16 protein-coding genes are annotated in these 16,794 nt (G+C 59.1%); 6 read left to right on the plus strand and 10 right to left on the minus strand.

The window, feature by feature from the left end; translation table 11 throughout:
- Positions 1-4: 4 nt before the first annotated feature.
- From HT585_RS30515 to HT585_RS30525, 3 genes are read right to left on the minus strand one after another with little or no spacing between them, the layout of a single operon-like run.
- Complete coding sequence (locus tag HT585_RS30515) at positions 5-2,956, minus strand: UvrD-helicase domain-containing protein (protein ID WP_176356527.1); 2,952 nt, start codon at positions 2,954-2,956, stop codon at positions 5-7.
- A 2-nt stretch (positions 2,957-2,958) separates the two neighbouring features.
- A complete protein-coding gene (locus HT585_RS30520; protein WP_176356528.1) occupies positions 2,959-4,281 on the minus strand; it encodes a type II toxin-antitoxin system HipA family toxin in 1,323 nt (440 codons plus the stop codon).
- On the minus strand, positions 4,271-4,555 hold the full coding sequence (locus HT585_RS30525) for a helix-turn-helix transcriptional regulator (protein ID WP_176356529.1): 285 nt from the start codon (positions 4,553-4,555) through the stop codon (positions 4,271-4,273). The genes HT585_RS30520 and HT585_RS30525 overlap by 11 nt, the downstream gene beginning before the upstream one ends.
- 501 nt (positions 4,556-5,056) lie before the next feature.
- Between HT585_RS30525 and HT585_RS30530 the strand changes: the two genes are divergently transcribed.
- The 4 genes from HT585_RS30530 to HT585_RS30545 all read left to right on the plus strand — a co-directional run bounded on the left by HT585_RS30530 (position 5,057) and on the right by HT585_RS30545 (position 9,858).
- Positions 5,057-7,267, plus strand: coding sequence for an AAA family ATPase (locus HT585_RS30530; RefSeq protein ID WP_176356530.1), 2,211 nt, complete (start codon positions 5,057-5,059; stop codon positions 7,265-7,267).
- Positions 7,264-8,400: a 5-methylcytosine-specific restriction endonuclease system specificity protein McrC gene (gene mcrC, locus HT585_RS30535; protein ID WP_176356531.1), complete on the plus strand. Its 1,137-nt coding sequence runs from the start codon at positions 7,264-7,266 to the stop codon at positions 8,398-8,400. Before HT585_RS30530 ends, mcrC begins: the two co-directional genes overlap by 4 nt.
- Positions 8,401-9,187: 787 nt before the next feature.
- Positions 9,188-9,442 carry a FitA-like ribbon-helix-helix domain-containing protein gene (locus tag HT585_RS30540; protein ID WP_176356532.1) on the plus strand — a complete coding sequence of 85 codons (255 nt, stop codon included), beginning with the start codon at positions 9,188-9,190 and terminating at the stop codon, positions 9,440-9,442.
- Complete coding sequence (locus HT585_RS30545) at positions 9,439-9,858, plus strand: type II toxin-antitoxin system VapC family toxin (RefSeq protein WP_176356533.1); 420 nt, start codon at positions 9,439-9,441, stop codon at positions 9,856-9,858. Before HT585_RS30540 ends, HT585_RS30545 begins: the two co-directional genes overlap by 4 nt.
- 267 nt (positions 9,859-10,125) lie before the next feature.
- On the opposite strand, the gene HT585_RS32340 is transcribed toward HT585_RS30545, so the two are convergent.
- The 6 genes from HT585_RS32340 to HT585_RS30575 all read right to left on the minus strand — a co-directional run bounded on the left by HT585_RS32340 (position 10,126) and on the right by HT585_RS30575 (position 14,345).
- Complete coding sequence (locus HT585_RS32340) at positions 10,126-10,401, minus strand: putative quinol monooxygenase (RefSeq protein WP_176356534.1); 276 nt, start codon at positions 10,399-10,401, stop codon at positions 10,126-10,128.
- A 130-nt stretch (positions 10,402-10,531) separates the two neighbouring features.
- Positions 10,532-10,828 (minus strand): hypothetical protein, encoded by a 297-nt coding sequence (locus tag HT585_RS30555; protein ID WP_176356535.1) that lies wholly within the window; start codon positions 10,826-10,828, stop codon positions 10,532-10,534.
- Positions 10,828-12,465, minus strand: a complete 1,638-nt coding sequence (gene tnpC, locus HT585_RS30560) for an IS66 family transposase (protein WP_176356536.1) — start codon at positions 12,463-12,465, stop codon at positions 10,828-10,830. The genes HT585_RS30555 and tnpC overlap by 1 nt, the downstream gene beginning before the upstream one ends.
- A 48-nt stretch (positions 12,466-12,513) precedes the next feature.
- Complete coding sequence (gene tnpB / locus HT585_RS30565; protein WP_176356537.1) at positions 12,514-12,861, minus strand: IS66 family insertion sequence element accessory protein TnpB; 348 nt, start codon at positions 12,859-12,861, stop codon at positions 12,514-12,516.
- Entirely contained in the window at positions 12,858-13,226 is a 369-nt protein-coding gene (tnpA, locus tag HT585_RS30570) for an IS66-like element accessory protein TnpA (protein ID WP_176356538.1), read from the minus strand. Before tnpA ends, tnpB begins: the two co-directional genes overlap by 4 nt.
- A 330-nt stretch (positions 13,227-13,556) precedes the next feature.
- Positions 13,557-14,345, minus strand: a complete 789-nt coding sequence (locus HT585_RS30575) for a DUF4394 domain-containing protein (RefSeq protein ID WP_176356539.1) — start codon at positions 14,343-14,345, stop codon at positions 13,557-13,559.
- A gap of 194 nt (positions 14,346-14,539) precedes the next feature.
- On the opposite strand from HT585_RS30575, the gene HT585_RS30580 reads away from it, so the two are divergent.
- Both HT585_RS30580 and HT585_RS30585 read left to right on the plus strand, forming a co-directional pair.
- A complete protein-coding gene (locus HT585_RS30580) occupies positions 14,540-15,091 on the plus strand; it encodes a sigma-70 family RNA polymerase sigma factor (RefSeq protein ID WP_176356540.1) in 552 nt (183 codons plus the stop codon).
- The gene (locus HT585_RS30585) at positions 15,088-15,792 is read left to right on the plus strand and encodes an anti-sigma factor (protein WP_176356541.1); all 705 of its coding nucleotides are present in this window, start codon (positions 15,088-15,090) and stop codon (positions 15,790-15,792) included. Before HT585_RS30580 ends, HT585_RS30585 begins: the two co-directional genes overlap by 4 nt.
- Positions 15,793-16,203: 411 nt before the next feature.
- On the opposite strand, the gene HT585_RS30590 is transcribed toward HT585_RS30585, so the two are convergent.
- Positions 16,204-16,794, minus strand: a 591-nt coding sequence (locus HT585_RS30590) for an IS30 family transposase (protein WP_176356542.1), incomplete at its 5' end; no start/stop codon positions are given.

Genomic DNA, 16,794 nt, shown 5'->3' on the forward strand with positions numbered 1-16,794 from the left:
GCCGTCAGGACTGCTGACGTTTGGGGCGGTACCGGAGGCCATGGGGACGCTCACGACTGCGTAGAATTTGCCTGCCCTTGCAGGTGGGGTAGTTCACGCAGCCAAGGAACGTGCCGTTTCGTCCCTGGCGTTCGACGAGCCATCCATCAGCGCAGGAGGGACAGGCTGGGAACGCCGCGCCGCAGCCACAAAGCACATTCTCCGGATCTGTCATTCTCTTGACGGGCAAGCCGTTACCACAGGCGCTGCAGGCTTTGAGGGTCTGGCCGCATAGATGGCGGTGTTCGCACGCGAAATACGTGCCGCCCGTCTTCTCGGGTTGCGCCAGCATACGGCCGCCGCAAGCCTGGCACCGCCACTCGGCAATGCCGGGCTCGCCGATTTCAATGGCCTCGTAATCGGGGTTCCCGGCCAGCTCCCTCACGAAGGATGAGGGCTTTTCCTTGTGAGCCAGAATGGTGACTGATAGTCGTGCGCGGGTCAGCGCCACATAGAAAAGGCGCCGCTCCTCCGCATGCTCGAAATTCTCAGGTTCCGGCAGGACGAGATCAAGAAGGGGATCATCCACGATCTCTGAGGGAAAACCCATCGTATCGCCAACAGCGCGCAGGATGATGACGTGATCACCCTCAAGCCCCTTGGAGGCGTGCACCGTCATGAAACGGATCGACAATGTCGGGAACCGTTCCGTGAGCGCGGCGAGCGATTGAGGGCGGGCGTGATGATATCGTCCGAGCAAAAGCACGCTCGTGCCGGGAGCCGCATCGGCAGATAGTCGCTCCAGGGCCGCTCTGAGAGCATCGCCTTCCTGACCCCATTTGTAATAGGCAAGCATGATTGCCGGGGTTGTGGTCGTCGACGCAGGAACGACGGTTTTGCTGATCTGCGCGGGGTTGCGGAGTACGAAACGCCGTGCTGGGTGGGCGATCTTGTCGACACTGCGAAAGGTGCGCCCCAGATCGATGGTGCTATGCACCGCATTGTTGCCGGCAAAGCTGCCGCCAAACGCCGCGCCAAAGTTGCGCATCAAATGAATGTCCGCACCTGTGAAGCGGTAGATGGACTGCCAGTCATCGCCGACCGCGAACAGGCGCGCATCCTCATGCTGCGCCTTCAAGGCACGGAGCAGGCGCGCGCGCCCTTCAGAAATATCCTGGAACTCATCGACCAGGATATGCCGATAAGGGCTTTGATAGCGGCCGCTCTCAACATGCGCGGTTGCCCGGACGATCATGTCCTCGAAGTCAATCATGGCGCCAAGGCGTGCCTCATAGGCCTCGATCAGAGCGTCAAAAATCTTCAGGAATGAGCGGCTGCGCGGCACATCATCAGACGAGGCGGCCCGCGCCTCGCAGCGCGCGATGGTTGATCCCGCGCTTTTGTAGTGTCTTAGGAACGTCCCCAGCGTCTGCGTGAAGGCATCGACCTGTCCCATCGCTGCCAGGGTACTGAAGATCTGATCGGTGGCTACGGGCTTGAGCGTGACGTAGGGGGCTAGCTTTTCTTTGAGATTATAGAGCAGCTTGCCTTCGACCTTCTCGTAGCTGAACGTCTCGATCAGGGGCGTGCCGTTCGCCTTGTGTAGTTCGCGCTTCCATTCCATGTCGGCGAGGTAGCGTTCACGGTCGATATAGGGCGCTGTCGTCAGGCGGGTTGATCCGTCGGCCTGGCGCGTTTTGCGTACGCCGAAATGCTCGATGTAGATGCCACTCTCCGTCAACCGGAAATCAGGCTTGTAAGGGCCGCGTGCATCCTCGGGGAGCAGGCCCTCATATAAAGGCTCGTATTCGTGGGCGATGCCGTTGCGATAGAGCCAGTTGGCAATCTCCCATTCTTCAAAGCTCCTGACCCGGTCGCCATTGAGCGTGCGGAGCTCATGGGCCTCCACCCACTGGTAATAGCTGTCGTGCGTCTTAAAGTCCCATTCGCTCTTGTACGGCCAATAGAACTCAGAGAACCAATCCAGAAGCAGCTTGCCAAGCCCGGCTGTGGCCGCGACTTCATTGATCAGAATGTCGCGCAGCAGCACTTTAAACTTTGCGTCATCGCTCGCATGTTCGGCAAGCGCTGGCCCCTTGCCCTCAACCTCACGAATGATCCTGTTGCCAAGCGCGTGAAACGTCATGGCGTCCACCGCTACGCCCGCCCGCTCTTCAATGCGCGCCGCCATCTCCGAGGCCGCGTCTTTTCCGAAGGCCAGGAGCAGGATTTCATCCGGCTGGCGGATACCGCGCGCGATCAAATAGGCGGCCTTTGCCACGATCACGCTGGTTTTGCCCGAACCGGCTCCCGCAAGGACAAGTGTAGCGTCCTCATCCGTCACCACGGCGAGGCGCTGCTCGGGCGTCAGCGGATTTTTCTCGATGGTGTCGAAGAAGCCTTTCATCTCGGCCAAGTCAGACTCAATGAAGCGCGCGATGGCTGCGCGGCGGGCCTGCTCGGGTGCCGCCTGGAATGCGCGGACGGTGTCGATACGTTTTTGCTGATCATCTGGGAGAACGCCGTCAGGGATCGTGGCGGGCAATGAATCAAGGGCGGTCGTCGCGCGCATCAGGAAAGGGGCGAGAAGACAGGCCGCCGGATAGCGGCGCGGCTGGTCGAGACGGCTTACAGCTTGCGACAGCGCGGTCAGCTCATCTTTCACCGCTTCGCATTGCCGGAGGATGTGCGCGCGGAAGGCCTCGTTGGCCGAGGATATGAACCCGGCCGCATCATGCGTGGTGACGCCAGCAAGGCTGGCGACCCGTCCATCTGCGAGGGGCACGGCTATTGTGGTGAAGCCCAGTGTGCTGGTGAGCCGGGCGGGGCCTGCCCACGCCGAGAAGGGTGCCTGGTGGTGGCCACCAAGGAAGTTGATCCCTGAGGCGGTCTGCTCCGCAGCCCATGACGCATGGCCGAGGGAGCGGAGAAATGCTCCCGGCAAAGCGCGTCTCTTGAGAAGCTGCGGTGCTGCCATCTTTAGGCGTCTCCGCTGGCGATCAGCGCCTTCCGGGCGGCACCAAATGCATCGTGCAGCGCCTTGTGGCCATCGAGCCCCTCTATGGCGTAGCTATTGAGAAACTGACGTCCGGCGAAAAACTTGCCGTCGACCGGGGTCAGTTCGGCTTCCGCGCAGACGGCTAGCCATTGTTCGGCAATGGTCGTGATCTGCTGTTCGATCAGCGCGGCGGCTTCCGCCTCTTTGAGATGGTAATCCGGCGCGGCCGCAAGGCAGGTCGCCAGCGTGCTAGCGCGGCCTTCGCCCTTGATCAGCATGGCCTGTGTGGCTTCGGTGCCCGTGCGGCTTTGCGGGCAGATGTCATAGGCGGGCGTCAGTGTCATCATCTTGCCGTCCCAAAACGCCGCATGGTTGCGGGCATGGTCGTCGGTGTTGCCGCACAGCACGTTGAAGCAAATCCGTCCGTAGAGTTCTTTTAGCGTATCTTTGGGGGCAGTGAAGCGATGGCGGATCAGCTCCGCCAAATCCTCATAAGAAGCATAGCGGGCCATCATCTCATCAAGGCCCAGTATTGTCAGCGCCGAGACCATCGCCTGCCGCGTCCAGCCGTCCTTGGTGTGCCTGCGGTCAAACCGCTCGATCAACAGCACGTCCTTGTGCGCGGCACGGGTTATCGACACAGATGCCACGTCGAGCCCACTGGCGCTCGCCAGCTTCATCGCGATAAATTCAGCCTTCACGACGCTGTAGGTGTCGTTACTCGCCGAGAATTTAGCGATGAACTTCTTTGTGTCGTCGTTGATCAGCGCCTTGGGGCGCGCGCCGCCGATCGAGGTGCCGTGATTAAGCGCCTGGTCGAGTGCCGGGGTCAGGGGGACGCCCTTTTCGACGAGGGCGGCAGCTTCCATGAGCTCGTCGAGCGATGCTTGTGCGGCGCGGCGGGGGACATACTCCGTTGCCGATGCCTGAAAATCGAGAGCGCCCGTCCGGTCGGAGCCTGACTGGAGCAGGTAGGTAAGTTCGCTGATCTCCGGCACGCCGTCAGCGTCGGGCTTCTTGCCCGTCAGCCGGTTGATGATCACGCGGCGGCCCCACGCATCGGGCGAGCCGTCGCGGATGCAGCTCGCCATCTGCAAGCCGTTGATGGGCGCAATCGCACCTTCCTGAAGGGGAAGTTCGGGCTCGTAGATAGGAATGGCATTCTTTCGGCCACGGTAGCTGGCGCCATAGGTAAAGAGCAGGCGCTCGCCATCCTGATCGAGGCGGCCTGCGACCACTGGTTCGGTTGCCCCGGGTAGCCAAATCCAGACAAAGGCCTCTGTCGCGTCCGCCTTAGAAGTCATCATCAACCTCCTTCACCGTGTGCCGGACGCTCTTGGGCAGCAGGGTCAGTTTTTCGTCGAGGCGGGAGTTTTGAATTTGCAGCGTGCGTTCGTCATAGTCGAACAGACGCACGCCCACGAGTGAGGCGACTTCGAAGACGATGCCGATCTCCGGGCCCGGCGCGCCTTTTTCGATACTGGACAGGGTCGTGCGGCTGATGCCGGCACGGTCGGCCAGTTCTTGCGCCGTTAGGCCGCGCTCGGCCCGGCCGATGCGGATCAGCTTTCCCAGCATGGTGAGTGCCTGGCGCGTCACTCTTGAATAGCTTCTCGTGCGTGGCAATTTTGCTACCTTTTGTTCATTCAGATGGACGGGAGGGGCTCTCATGTCCATAATTTTGTACATTTTGCCATGGTGTCAGAGGCAAAGTCAACGTTTGTTCACTTGTTTGGTCATAAGGGTTCTTCGTGGTCATAATTTTGAACATTATGGAGATTTGCAAGGCACGACCGCAGGCGGTCAGGCTCTAGGCTTTGCCCGGAGCCCCGTTCGCGAGTCTCCGCCCCTGCGGGTCACGATCCTTCGCGCAAGGTATAAGGAGGGCTCGGGAGCCCACCACCAAAGCAGGCCCGTTCGTGCTTCGCTGTTTCCGCCGCCACCCCCTCATTGGTGAGGGTGACGGACGGCTCCAGACGAAGCAGGCAAATCGTCAGAATATGAAAACGAGAATAGAGCAAGCCTTTGCTTGCTCTCACCAGGAGGAATCACCACTATTGGCCGCTACGGGGGGAATCAATGAGCCTGAACATAAATAAAAGCTACAAAGCTATTCTCGACGGCGCGCGGCAGGGGCGGTTTGTAACCTATGGCGATGTGGCGGCGGCCAGCAATGTCGAATGGCGGATCGCTCGCCGTCCATTGCCCTTGCAGCTCGACCAGCTCGTCAAAATTTCCCATGACCGTGGCTGGCCTTTGATCTCGGCCATCGTCGTGAGCAAGAATAATTTAGAAACGGGGAACCTGGAGGGAGAGTCCCTCACCGGGTTCATTTCCGCGGTCAAGAAACTTGGCATTCCGGTCAACGATCCGCAGACCTTCCTTCGTGAACAGCAGCAGGCCGTGTTTGAATGGGCGAAGACGGCCCCTGATGAATTGGACGCCGAGACCGACGATGGTGAAGATGATCCCGGCGGGCCTCGCTTTGTTCGGTACTTCGGCCCCGTGCTCTCCGCCCTTCAGTCCTTTGGCGGAAAAGCAAACCCCGAGCAGGTTTTTGAATGGATCAAAGAAAACCTCGACGTTCCAGCGGATGAAATTAACGCCGTCACCAAGGGCGGCAACCAATCAAGGTTTGAAAACAAAGTTGGCTGGGCGCGTTTTTATCTAGCCAAAGCAGGACTGATCGATGGCAGCAAGCGGGGTGTGTGGGCTCTAACACCGGAAGGGCTTGAAACAACGCTGACCCATGCGCAGGCCCTGGCCTTATTCAAGGAAGTCCGCAAGCAGTTCAGCACCGATGATGAAATCGATGAGGACGCAGCACCGGACACCGTTACTGGCCAAGAACTGTTCGCCGATCCGGATCGCCAGTTCTGGTTCGTAGGAGCCGCGTGGGGAGGCAACGACGATCAGACGGAACGCTTTTACTCTGAAGGCATCTGGCAGAACGGCCTTCACAACAAGTTCACGGACGAAATTCAGCGCATGAAGCCTGGCGATAAGATCGCCATCAAGGCGTCCTTCGTCCGCAAGCACAATCTACCGTTCGATAACCGCGGCCAGCCGGTGTCCTGCATGCGCATCAAAGCGATCGGGACGATCACCGAGAATATGGGCGACGGAAAAACAGTCAAGGTTGACTGGGAAGTGCTCGATCCGCCGCGCGACTGGTTCTTCTATACCTACAGAGTGACATTGGTTGAAGCTGATCCGAATGACGAGATGGCGCGAAGGCTCATCGCTTTCGCCTTTGCTGGTGCCAAACAGGACTACGACTTCTGGATCAGGCAGCCATACTTTGCGAAGAAGTATGGGCCAGAGCAGGAGACGCACAATCTCAATGAGCTTTTTGAGAACGATGTTCTTGAGACCGAAGAGGAAGCGGCAGCGCCCTCCTATACGGTCGACAACATCATTGATGATGGCTGCTTCTTGCCGCGGGATGAGATCGACCGGATTCTGGGCCGCGTAGAAAGCAAGCGCAACCTCGTGCTGCAAGGGCCGCCCGGCACCGGTAAGACCTGGCTCGCCAAACGGCTTGCCTATGTCCTGCTCGGATCGAAAGACCCGAAAGTCACGCGCGACCGGCTGCGCGTTATGCAGTTCCATCCCTCCTTATCGTATGAAGATTTTATCCGTGGCTGGCGTCCGTCGGGCGACGGGAAGCTCGCCCTGATCGACGGCGTGTTTCTCGAAATCGTGGAGGCCGCGAAAGCAGAACCGGACAGGCCGTTCGTGCTTGTGATTGAGGAGATCAATCGTGGCAATCCAGCGCAGATTTTCGGCGAAGTGTTGACCCTTCTGGAAGATACCAAGCGGTACCGTGAAGAGGCTATGGAACTCGCCTATCGGCGCTCACCCGGTGAGCGGGTTTATGTGCCGCGCAATCTCTATGTGATCGGCACAATGAATATCGCCGATAGATCGCTGGCGCTTGTCGACCTGGCGCTGCGCCGCCGCTTTGCGTTCGTCGGCCTTGAACCCCAGCTCAACGGGCTTTGGCGCGAATGGTGCGTCAAAAAGTGCAGCCTGACGGATGATTTCGTCTCGCTTGTCGAGAAGCGTATGAACGCGCTCAACGAGGAAATTGCCCAGGATCGCGCGCTAGGGCAGCAATACCGGATCGGCCATAGCTACGTCACGCCTTCAGGCGCTCTGACAGGCGATGCGCACGACTGGTTCGGGCAGATCGTTCGCACGGAGATCGTGCCGCTGCTCGAAGAGTATTGGTTCGACGCATCCGAGAAGGTCAGCGCAGCTCAGCAAAAGCTGCTCGCAGAGCTATGATTCAGGCGGCGACGATTGAAACGCCAGGAGTAGAACGCCGGCTGATCGGGCGCATTCCCGTTCGGAACATCTGGCTGCTCTTTCTTTATGCCCACAATCTTGCGCGGTTCCATGGTCAGCATGAAGCAGCGGTGGAAGACTCACCCGACTTCCCCTCTTTGATCGCCAGGATTCTTTGCTACGCGGTCGATCGGCGTTTGCGGCGAAATCTGAGCCGGGGATATGTGCAAAAACAAGCTGTGCTCGCGCGCGTCAGAGGGCGCATCGACATTCTCGATACTTTCGCAGGGGATCTACTGAGCAAGGGCATGGTCGCCTGCCGCTTTGAAGAGTTCACATTCGACACGCCGCGCAACCGACTTGTGCGCGCTGCTCTGGACGCTCTCGCAACCCGTGTCGATGACCGGGTTTTAGCCCATGATTGCGGGCGTCTGGCTGGCGATCTGGGGCGGCATGGCGTGAGCGGCGTACGACCCTCCCGCGCCGAGTTGAGTGCAGACCGTATCGGCCGGCACGATGCTGACGATCTCCTGATGGTGACTCTCGCACGGCTGGTGTTTGAATTGGTGCTGCCCACTGAGGATTCAGGCGGCCATGCGCTGACCCGTGTCGATAAAAATGTCGCACTTGTCCGTCATCTGTTTGAGAAAGCGATCGGCAATTTCTACGCCATCGAGCTGCCACAGCTCGGCTGGAAGGTTTACCAGGGGAAGTCTCTGAAATGGCAGATTGACTCCGAGACCTCTGGGATCGCGACGATCATGCCGGGAATGATCACTGACATCATTTTGGAACGTCCTGCACAGGGACAACGGCTTATCATCGACACTAAATTCACGTCCGTTTTCGGCCAGTCGCAACACCGCGCCGCCGTTCTGAAAAGTGGCTACATCTATCAGATGTACGCCTATCTTCGCAGCCAGGAACGGGCAGAGGATTTGCTCTCTCTGACCTCTTCGGGAATGTTTCTTCATCCCACTGTAGATGGTGACGTGGATGAAGCGATGAGTATTCAAGGACACAATATACGGTTCGCCACGGTCGATCTCTCGCAGCCTGTGACGGAGGTCTTGGAGCGATTGCGGGCGCTCGTCCCGTCTCCAAGCAAGTCGTGGTTCCCAGGGTCGGTCTGATTAATAACGTCCACCATCGCATTTTCTCCTCGTGCGACCGTGCTCATCGAATATGGCAATAGACAAAGGTACCGGTCAATGGCCGCGTCGAGTGTGCTTGCATGGTACGGACGTGATCTCGGCCGAATAATTTCGATCTAATCTCATCCACGCAACCGCCGAAACAAGTAAGGACCAGATATTCAACAGGGCTTTGGCAACGAGCGACGAGCTATCGATGGCGATGCGGCTATCGGTTGAGAGCGAGAAGAACGCCTAACATTTCTTGGAGCTGGACGATGAGGAAGCTCACCAACCGATTTAACTGATATGCGCACCCGGCAGCGTTGCATTGATCGGGAATGAGACTGCGAGTCTCCTTGCATTCCCCTCCAGCCGTGTAATCCGCTCTCCGCCCAATTTTAGCCATAGCGCCGATCAAAGCAGAAGGTCTGATCTCGGGTCTTCGCAAAGGTCGCGTTAACAGCGGGAATGAGAGCGCAGTGCTGCCGTTCGCAGACATATGCATGGACCTCGGCGTAGGGGCGGACAGAATCGTGCTCCCACGAGCCCGGCACGGATTGTTGCTGTGATGTTCACCATTTAGGCCAAAGAGATCGCATAATGTATCAACGGGAAGCGAACGCTGGGCGCATCTCTAGTGGCAGAAAGCACAACTATCTAGCGCAGGCCCATATTCTGATAGTCCATCGGACGGCTTCGCGAAATCGCGCAACTACTCAAACTTGCAGTGAGCCTGCATGGTAGCTATATTGCTGTCATTGACAGCGAATGCGAGGGTTTGACGATGGCGATTCTGACAGTGCGGAATGTGCCCGACGAGGTGCATCGAGCTTTGCGTGTGCGGGCCGCGATGCACGGCCGCAGCACCGAGGCGGAAGTCCGCGACATTCTCGAAAGTGTAGTGAAGCCGGAACAGCGCGTCCGCATGGGCGATGCCTTGGCTGAGCTCGGCCGACGACAGGGCTTGACCAATGATGATTTCGCCGTGTTTGACCAGGTACGTGATGATGCGTCGGCGGAGCCAATGAGGTTTGAATGATCGTCTTGGATACGAATGTCGTCTCCGAGGCGATGAAACCACAACCCGATCTGGCCGTCCGCTCTTGGCTGAACGAGCAGGCTGCTGAAACCCTTTACCTGTCAAGTGTGACGTTGGCTGAGCTGCTGTTTGGCATCGGAACGTTGCCCGACGGTCGGCGCAAGAAGGCGCTAGCCGAGATGCTTGACGGCGTGCTTGAACTGTTTGGCGATCGTGTGTTGCCGTTCGACGTCGAAGCTGCTCGGCACTACGCCGGGTTGGCGGTGAAGACAAGAGCGGCCGGCAGGGGTTTCCCGACCCCGGACGGATATATCGCCGCGATTGCCGCCTCTAAGGGATTTATCATAGCTACGCGCGACATCAGCCCCTTTGAAGCGGCGGGACTCGCCGTCGTAAATCCTTGGAAAAACGAATAACTCCAAAGATACTGAACCTTGGGGCTCTTGCCTTGCTCCACCGGTCTCAGGTTCGAATCGGCTCAAGGTGAGGGGGAGGGGTCCCCGGGGCCGGCGGCATGCTGCCCGGCTTCGACCGGCCAGCAGAATTCGGGAACTCGAGATAAAAGAGCCGGCCAGACGCTGGTCTGTTCGGCCCAACTGGAGTACTGGCTGCAAAAGAACCGGCATCAATTACCCGGCTCCTTCCTTCACTCACAGCGTTGTTCGCTGTTCAAGAGCGTCGCATCAGCCTATCGCCTGAAGAAGTTTCAACTCGATCGGCCCTGCCGTCAGTGACTGAACGTCTGCGGCCCACTGCCTCACGTGGGCAGTTACTTTATGAGATTCGAGCGCTTCGACACTCTCGAAAATCTCATAGAACGCGAAAACCCGAGGCTCATCCAAACTCTGGTGGAACTGGCAATGGAGATTGCCGGATTCCTCTCTGACTTTAGGAAGGAGGGCCTCGGTTGCTCGGATAAGTTCCTTCTCCTTGCCGTCACGTGCTCGGACGAAGGCCATTACGGTTACCGCTCCCGCTGGAAGCACCACAGCTTGAACCGCGCGTGCCGACGCGGCTGTCGCTGCAAAGTCGCGCGTTGTCTCAACACGGTGTCGGTCGTTCTGAGGATCATTTGTAACCGACCGATTGTTACCGCGGAGATTTCGCTTTGAAGCGGGCGACCAGCTCCTCGTCGTCGACAAAGCAGTCGAGGAAGTCGTTCCATTCGTCGGGTGAACGGCGGGCGTGGGAGAGCATCTGTTCCAGTTCCTCCATGCCGTCGTCTGTCAGCGCGGTGATGGATTCATCATCCCCGTTATAGACGCTGATGATGCTGCCGTAGGTCAGATTATCATCGTTGGAGATGATTGCCCGGAGAAGCTCCGGATCCTCGCCAAGAATTTCAGCGACATATTTGATCGTGCGGACATGAGTGATTGTTGCCATCAGGCTGCCTCGGCGCAGATGGTGGCGACAGGTGACCAGTTCCAGGGCAGCAGTTCGTCGAGGCGATTGATCTTGTGATCGTGGATGCGGTCGAGCACATCGGCCAGATAGGCCTGCGGATCGATGCCGTTCATCTTGGCCGTCTCGATGATCGTCATGGCACGTGCCAGGGTCTCCGCGCCGGTGTCGGCGCCAGCGAAGAGCCAATTGCGTCTTCCAATTCCTATTGGGCGCAGGGCCCGCTCGGCGGCATTGTTGTCGATCGCGACACGGCCGTCGTCCAGGAACAGGCAGAATGACGACCACCTGCTCAGGCCGTACCGGATAGCTGCCGCCAGATCGCCCTTGCCCGGAATGCGGGTCAGTTGCGTTTCGGCCCAGACGCGCAATGCTTCGACCTTTGGCTTGCTGTGCTTCTGACGGGCACCAAGGCGGATATCGGCAGGCTGGCCGGCAATGTCACGTTCGATGTCGTAAAGCGCGCCGATACGATCGAGAGCCTCGCGTGCGATCTCGGATTTGTTCGAGGTCCAGATATCGTGGAAGTCGCGGCGCCAATGCGCCCAGCAGGCTGCCTCTCGGAAGCGAGATGTCCCCTCCGCTCCAGGGTCATAGAGCTTTCCGTAGCCTTTGTAGCCATCAGCTTGAAGGATACCGCTTGCCTGCCGGAGATGACGATGGACGTGCTCTTGCTTCCAGTCCGGGGCGAAGTAGTAGATCGCACCGGGCGGGGCGACGCCCGCCCAGGGCCGTTGATCTCGGACATATGTCCAGATCCTGCCCTTCTTCACGCCTTTGCCTAACCCCTTGTCTCGAAGAGAGCGGTCGAGCACGCGGATCGGGGTGTCGTCGGCATGGAGAAGGTCACTGCCCATGATCGCGGTCTCGATCCGCTCAATCAGCGGCTGGAGCACCTGCATGGCGCGACCGCACCAATCGACCAGCGTGCTATCGGGTATGTCGGCGCCCATGCGGGCGAAGATCTCGTTCAGACGATAGAGTGGCAGGTGATCGTCGAACTTCGAGACCAGGATGTAAGCCAGAAGGCCAGCACCTGCCATGCTGCCCGGTATCGGACGGCTGGGTGCCGGCAACTGCACCATCTTCTCGCAGCAACGGCAGGACTTCTTCAATCGAGCAACCTCGATGACCTTCATCTGCGCGGCGATCATGTCGAGGATTTCGCTGGCGTCCTCACCGACAAGGCGCAGTTCACCACCGCAATCGGGGCAGCAGGTACCAGGATCGAGTTCTTTGCGCTCGCGAGCTGCCTTTTCCGATACCCGCGGACGGCGGCGCATAGTCTTTTCGGGCGTGCTTGCCACAGGCGCGGCAGGCACTGCCGCATCGACCTCATCGAGCGACTTCGTGCCGCTTTCCGCCGCGGCGATTAGAAGATCCTCCAGCGCCAATTCCAGCTGCTGGATTTCCCGCTCGATCTTTTCCGAGGACTTGCCGAAGACCTGTTTCTTCAGCTTGGCGATGCGCAGCCGCAGTTCCCCGATCAACTGGTCATGCACCTGCAACGTCGCCGACATCTTCGCATTTTCCGCCTGCAAGGCGGCGATCATTGCCTTCAGGAAGGCCGGATCGTCGGGAAGATTTTGGGTCGCGCTCGATGTGAACCTGACTAGCATAGGTCAGGGCGAGTATCCATAAAAACAAGCAGATTCAGTGAGATAAATTCAACCGACACGCGCCGGCGGGGCGCCCCAGTTCGGACGTCGCCAATCGATCCCTTCCCAAAGCATGGCCATTTGCGCCGTTGTCAGCCGGGCCGTTCCATCTGCTGCTGAAGGCCATGGAAACCGCCCCTTCTGCAAAATTTTGTAGTACAGGCAGAAACCCTGGCCATCAAAATAAAGAAGCTTCAAACGATCGCCACGTCTGCCGCGAAAGGCGAAGACCGCGCCGCCTGTCGGCTTCTGGCGCAATACATCCTGCGCAAGCGCAGCCAGGCCTTCTATTCCCTTACGCATGTCCGGAAACCCGCAAGCCAGGTACACCCGAACGCCAGTCCCTGGTCCGATCATGCCGCCTCCACCGCCCGGATAAACCGCGTCACGGTGGCACTGTCCACAGCACTGTCGAATCGAAGACTGCGCCCGCAGGTCAATCTCAACTCGATCATCCCAGACGGGTCCTGACGGTCCCCATGGCACTCGCTCTGCACGGCACTCATGTCCACGGGAACAAACACCGCATTCGCGGACGGCGACAACAGCCCCTTCTTCTTCAGTTCACTGCGCCAGGTGTAAATCTGCTGCCGCGTCACATCGTGCCGATGAGCCACCTCCGTTATCGTGGCTCCAGACACCCCAACCGACATGACAATCTCGAGCTTCTCCTCGTTGCGCCACCGGCGCCGTCGTTCCTGCCCAAGAATCTCGACACGCATCACATACCTCGCCTAAGACACGTCGCTAACGACGTCGTTAAACACGTGTCTTAGGCCATCACGACGATAGCCGGCAGGCGGTACCAATCGGGCGGTTACGATCATTTTGCGTCTTCCCGGCAAACACCAAGCACGCGCTCGACGGGCTTGGTGCCGGGGCCACTTCGCCGTGGCAATGGGCCTATCATCTCCCGCGCCTGGCTCTCCAGCCGCTCATCGACTGGGCCGCACTGTTTGCTGGAGATGTTGTCTTCTAGCCGTTTCGCCGATTTTCCTCGGGGCGGTAAATCGAGAAGGCGGAACACGAAGTCCCACCTTCTCGGATCGGCTTTACATCGCCGGAAGAATGGCGATGTCGCGCACATCGTCCTCGATGCCCGTTATCGTACCGACCTCGGTCGCTGCACCTGTCTCGAGGTTCACGGTGTAGAGGGTTTTTTCGGCGACCAGATAGGCGACGTTCTTGCCGTCTGCCGTTCCCTGGATATCGAAGGCGTAGGTGGCCGGTTTGCCGGCCAGCCCGAGCTTGCCGATGGCCTTCAACGTGCCGTCGTTCGGCTTCGTCTGCTGGATCAGCGCGCCAATGGTCGCATCGATGTTGTACATCGCGGTCTTTTCCGGCTTGCCGATCGAGTTGGTATAGGCGGCAGCGACGATATCCGGCGTTTCGCCCTTGTGCATGTCATCGACTTCGAAGGCGAGGGCGCCATCGACAGTCACTGCACCGGTATCGGGATGCACTCGATGGTTGGTCGTTCCCGTCATGAACCGAAGCCTGTCGGCCGACGGGTTGAAGTCTACGATGACCGGAGCCTCGGTCATCGTCAGCGTCTTGTCCATTTTCCCAACTTCAGTGGCCGCCCCGGTTTCCGGATCGATCGAGACTATCTGGTGGTCCGGAGTGACACCCATGATCGTCTTCGTGCCGGGGCGAAAATCGATGCCGGCAAGCCTGTCGACGCCCGTTACATCGATCGTCTTCGTCACTTCGGGCTTGGCGGTATCAAAAACAACAAGCGTCTTTGCCCCCGTCAGGCCCAGCACAGGCGCCGAAAAGGCGCTGCCGGCGTTCAGCGTAAGAGCCGCGCAGGCAGCGAGAGTGAAGGTGATGGCTTTCATGTCTGTCTCCCATTCGTTGATCGGGGCGGAAGGCTTCCGGCAAGCGGGTTTCGACGCTTCCATTGGTGAAGACACCTCGAACAGCGCATTTGGATGCAGGCGCACAAAATAAAACGTCCGGTGCATCCGCGGACGGTTTTCATGCGTATAGCAAATGCCGCAACTGACGCGGGTTCCAGCAGGGAAGGTTCGGAATGTCGGTGAATGTTCGGGTGAATGATCTCGATGAGGCATTAGCCTCGTGCGCCAAAGGCGACCGGGCTGCGTTGCGCGAGATCTATGATCGGGAGGCCGGTCAATTGATCGCCCTGGCACAGCGGATCGTTCGGCGACGGGAGCTTGCCGAAGAGGTGGTGCAGGAAGCCTTCATCCGCATCTGGACCCATGCTCACCAATACAAAGCCGATCGCGGCTCAGCACGCGGCTGGATCTATGCCATCGTGCGCAATCGAGCGCTCAACCTTTTGCGCGACGGAAGGCGGGAATACACGGTCGAGAACATGGACGCCCTGCGAGAGGATGGGCAGGCGGACGAGGTCATGGCGGCCTGGCAAAAACTTGATCGCGCATCGCGCCTCTATGAATGCCTCGCGGCTTTGGACGACGTGAAGAGGCGAGGCATTCTCATGGCCTATGTGGAAGGCTATTCCCACGGAGAGATCGCGGGCCGGTTGCGCATCCCGCTCGGCACGACAAAATCCTGGATCAGGCGTGCGCTCTCTGCGCTCAGGGAGTGCCTGGCATGACCTATGAACGAACGAGCATACCGGACCTTGCGGACGAATATGTGCTTGGCCTGATGGAAGCTGCCGACGCGGTCGAGATCGAAGCGGCGATGGAACGCGATGCTGAACTGAGGGCCGCCGTTGCTGCAAGCCGTGAGCGGTTTCTGCCCTTGGATGCGACTGTCGAGCCCGTGGTCGCGGGCGCAAATCTCTGGCAAAAGATCGAGGCGAGCTTGCCCTTGCATACCGACACGGCCAACCCGGTGGAGAACGCTTCTGCCAACGACAACAGCAGAAACGGATGGCGCGTCGCGGCAATTTCGGCGATTGCCGCATCCGTTATTCTTGCCGTCGGACTGGTTTACAGTCTGACGCGGTCCGTCGACCCGCTTGTCGTCGCCGTGCTCATTAACGAAGCTGGTGACGTTCAGGCAGTCGTGGAGGATTTTGGCAACGAAGACGCACGGATTCGGTTGCTGGCGGACTTCGACGTGCCAGCGGACAAGACTATACAGGTGTGGACGTTGCCGTCCCGAGAGATGGGGCCCGTTTCCCTCGGTCTTGTCGATGGGGTGAACGGCGCTCATCTTGGAGGGGCTGAGCTTCCCAAGCCACGGGAAAGCCAACTCTACGAGATTACCCTCGAACAGACTGGCGGTTCCCCGACAGGACGGCCCACCGGGCCCATCCTGGCAAAAGGCTTCGCGAAGCGGTCACGTTGACCTGAGGCGTGCCTCGTTCCTCTACAAAGCTTGGCCATCCGCCACCTCACGGCGGCCCGAACCTCGGAGCGAGCGGCCGGGCAACGTGACGCTAAGCATCCCTTCACGGTATATGATAACGCTGCCGCCAGACTGCTCGTCGCACCGGAGAATCGTATGCTCCGACGATCGGAAGCGGCAGGCACTGAGATGGAGATGTGCGTGCTTTAGGCCGCTGTGCAATCAGCAGCACGCAGTGACTGCGCCTTCAAAGATTGGCCAGCCGGTCCTTGGCAGACACCATAGAGCAGCGGCAAAGCTCCGACTGCGGACAGAAGCAAGCACTCGGCGAGGGATCTAGGCTCACAAGGGATTGACGCAACACGGGAGATCCTAACTGAAGTGCAACACGCCGGTTTTCAGGGTAGGGGTTCAGCCTCCCTCTTGCAAATGTGCCCGGAACACTTCGGCCGGCGTCTTGTAGTCGAGGCACTTTCTCGGCTGATTGTTGAGATGGCGCGCAAGCTGGACGAGCTTGCGTTGCGACACGGCTGCAAGATCGGTATCGCCTGGCATGAACCGGCGGATGCGCTTGTTGGTGTTTTCCACCGCACCCTTCTGCCACGGTGCACTGGGGTCACAAAACCAGCTCCGCGCGCCGATGCCATCTTCCAAAGCCCTGAAAGCGGTAAACTCCGTGCCGCGATCGAAGGTGAAGCTCTGCCGGGCAAAGGCTGGCAAGGGAGAGAACGTTTCGATGATCCTGTCCATGATGGGTCGTGAGTGCCGGCTCGGGTTCTTGATCATCACGGTGTAACGGCTCTTGCGCTCGATCAGCGAGGTTACGTTGGCGTTGCCTAAGTCACGTTGGAAGATCAACAAGTCGCCTTCCCAATGCCCGAACTGCGAACGATCACCAACGAAATCAGGACGTTGCGATATCCTGCAGGCAGCAGGAAAAGTGCCGTCGCGCGGTTTCCTCGAGCCGCGGGGGCGGCGTTTGCGGCGACCTTCCGTCAGATG

The sequence above is a fragment of the Ensifer oleiphilus genome, from assembly GCF_013371465.1.
Classification (GTDB): Bacteria; Pseudomonadota; Alphaproteobacteria; order Rhizobiales; family Rhizobiaceae; genus Ensifer; species Ensifer oleiphilus.

Bases quoted from the DNA above. Each gene is read 5' to 3' on its own strand.
- HT585_RS30515 (WP_176356527.1), bottom strand. From the start codon at position 2,956: ATGGCAGCACCGCAGCTTCTCAAGAGACGCGCTTTGCCGGGAGCATTT.
- HT585_RS30520 (WP_176356528.1), bottom strand. From the start codon at position 4,281: ATGACTTCTAAGGCGGACGCGACAGAGGCCTTTGTCTGGATTTGGCTA.
- HT585_RS30525 (WP_176356529.1), bottom strand. From the start codon at position 4,555: ATGCTGGGAAAGCTGATCCGCATCGGCCGGGCCGAGCGCGGCCTAACG.
- HT585_RS30530 (WP_176356530.1), top strand. From the start codon at position 5,057: ATGAGCCTGAACATAAATAAAAGCTACAAAGCTATTCTCGACGGCGCG.
- mcrC (WP_176356531.1), top strand. From the start codon at position 7,264: ATGATTCAGGCGGCGACGATTGAAACGCCAGGAGTAGAACGCCGGCTG.
- HT585_RS30540 (WP_176356532.1), top strand. From the start codon at position 9,188: ATGGCGATTCTGACAGTGCGGAATGTGCCCGACGAGGTGCATCGAGCT.
- HT585_RS30545 (WP_176356533.1), top strand. From the start codon at position 9,439: ATGATCGTCTTGGATACGAATGTCGTCTCCGAGGCGATGAAACCACAA.
- HT585_RS32340 (WP_176356534.1), bottom strand. From the start codon at position 10,401: ATGGCCTTCGTCCGAGCACGTGACGGCAAGGAGAAGGAACTTATCCGA.
- HT585_RS30555 (WP_176356535.1), bottom strand. From the start codon at position 10,828: ATGGCAACAATCACTCATGTCCGCACGATCAAATATGTCGCTGAAATT.
- tnpC (WP_176356536.1), bottom strand. From the start codon at position 12,465: ATGCTAGTCAGGTTCACATCGAGCGCGACCCAAAATCTTCCCGACGAT.
- tnpB (WP_176356537.1), bottom strand. From the start codon at position 12,861: ATGATCGGACCAGGGACTGGCGTTCGGGTGTACCTGGCTTGCGGGTTT.
- tnpA (WP_176356538.1), bottom strand. From the start codon at position 13,226: ATGCGTGTCGAGATTCTTGGGCAGGAACGACGGCGCCGGTGGCGCAAC.
- HT585_RS30575 (WP_176356539.1), bottom strand. From the start codon at position 14,345: ATGAAAGCCATCACCTTCACTCTCGCTGCCTGCGCGGCTCTTACGCTG.
- HT585_RS30580 (WP_176356540.1), top strand. From the start codon at position 14,540: ATGTCGGTGAATGTTCGGGTGAATGATCTCGATGAGGCATTAGCCTCG.
- HT585_RS30585 (WP_176356541.1), top strand. From the start codon at position 15,088: ATGACCTATGAACGAACGAGCATACCGGACCTTGCGGACGAATATGTG.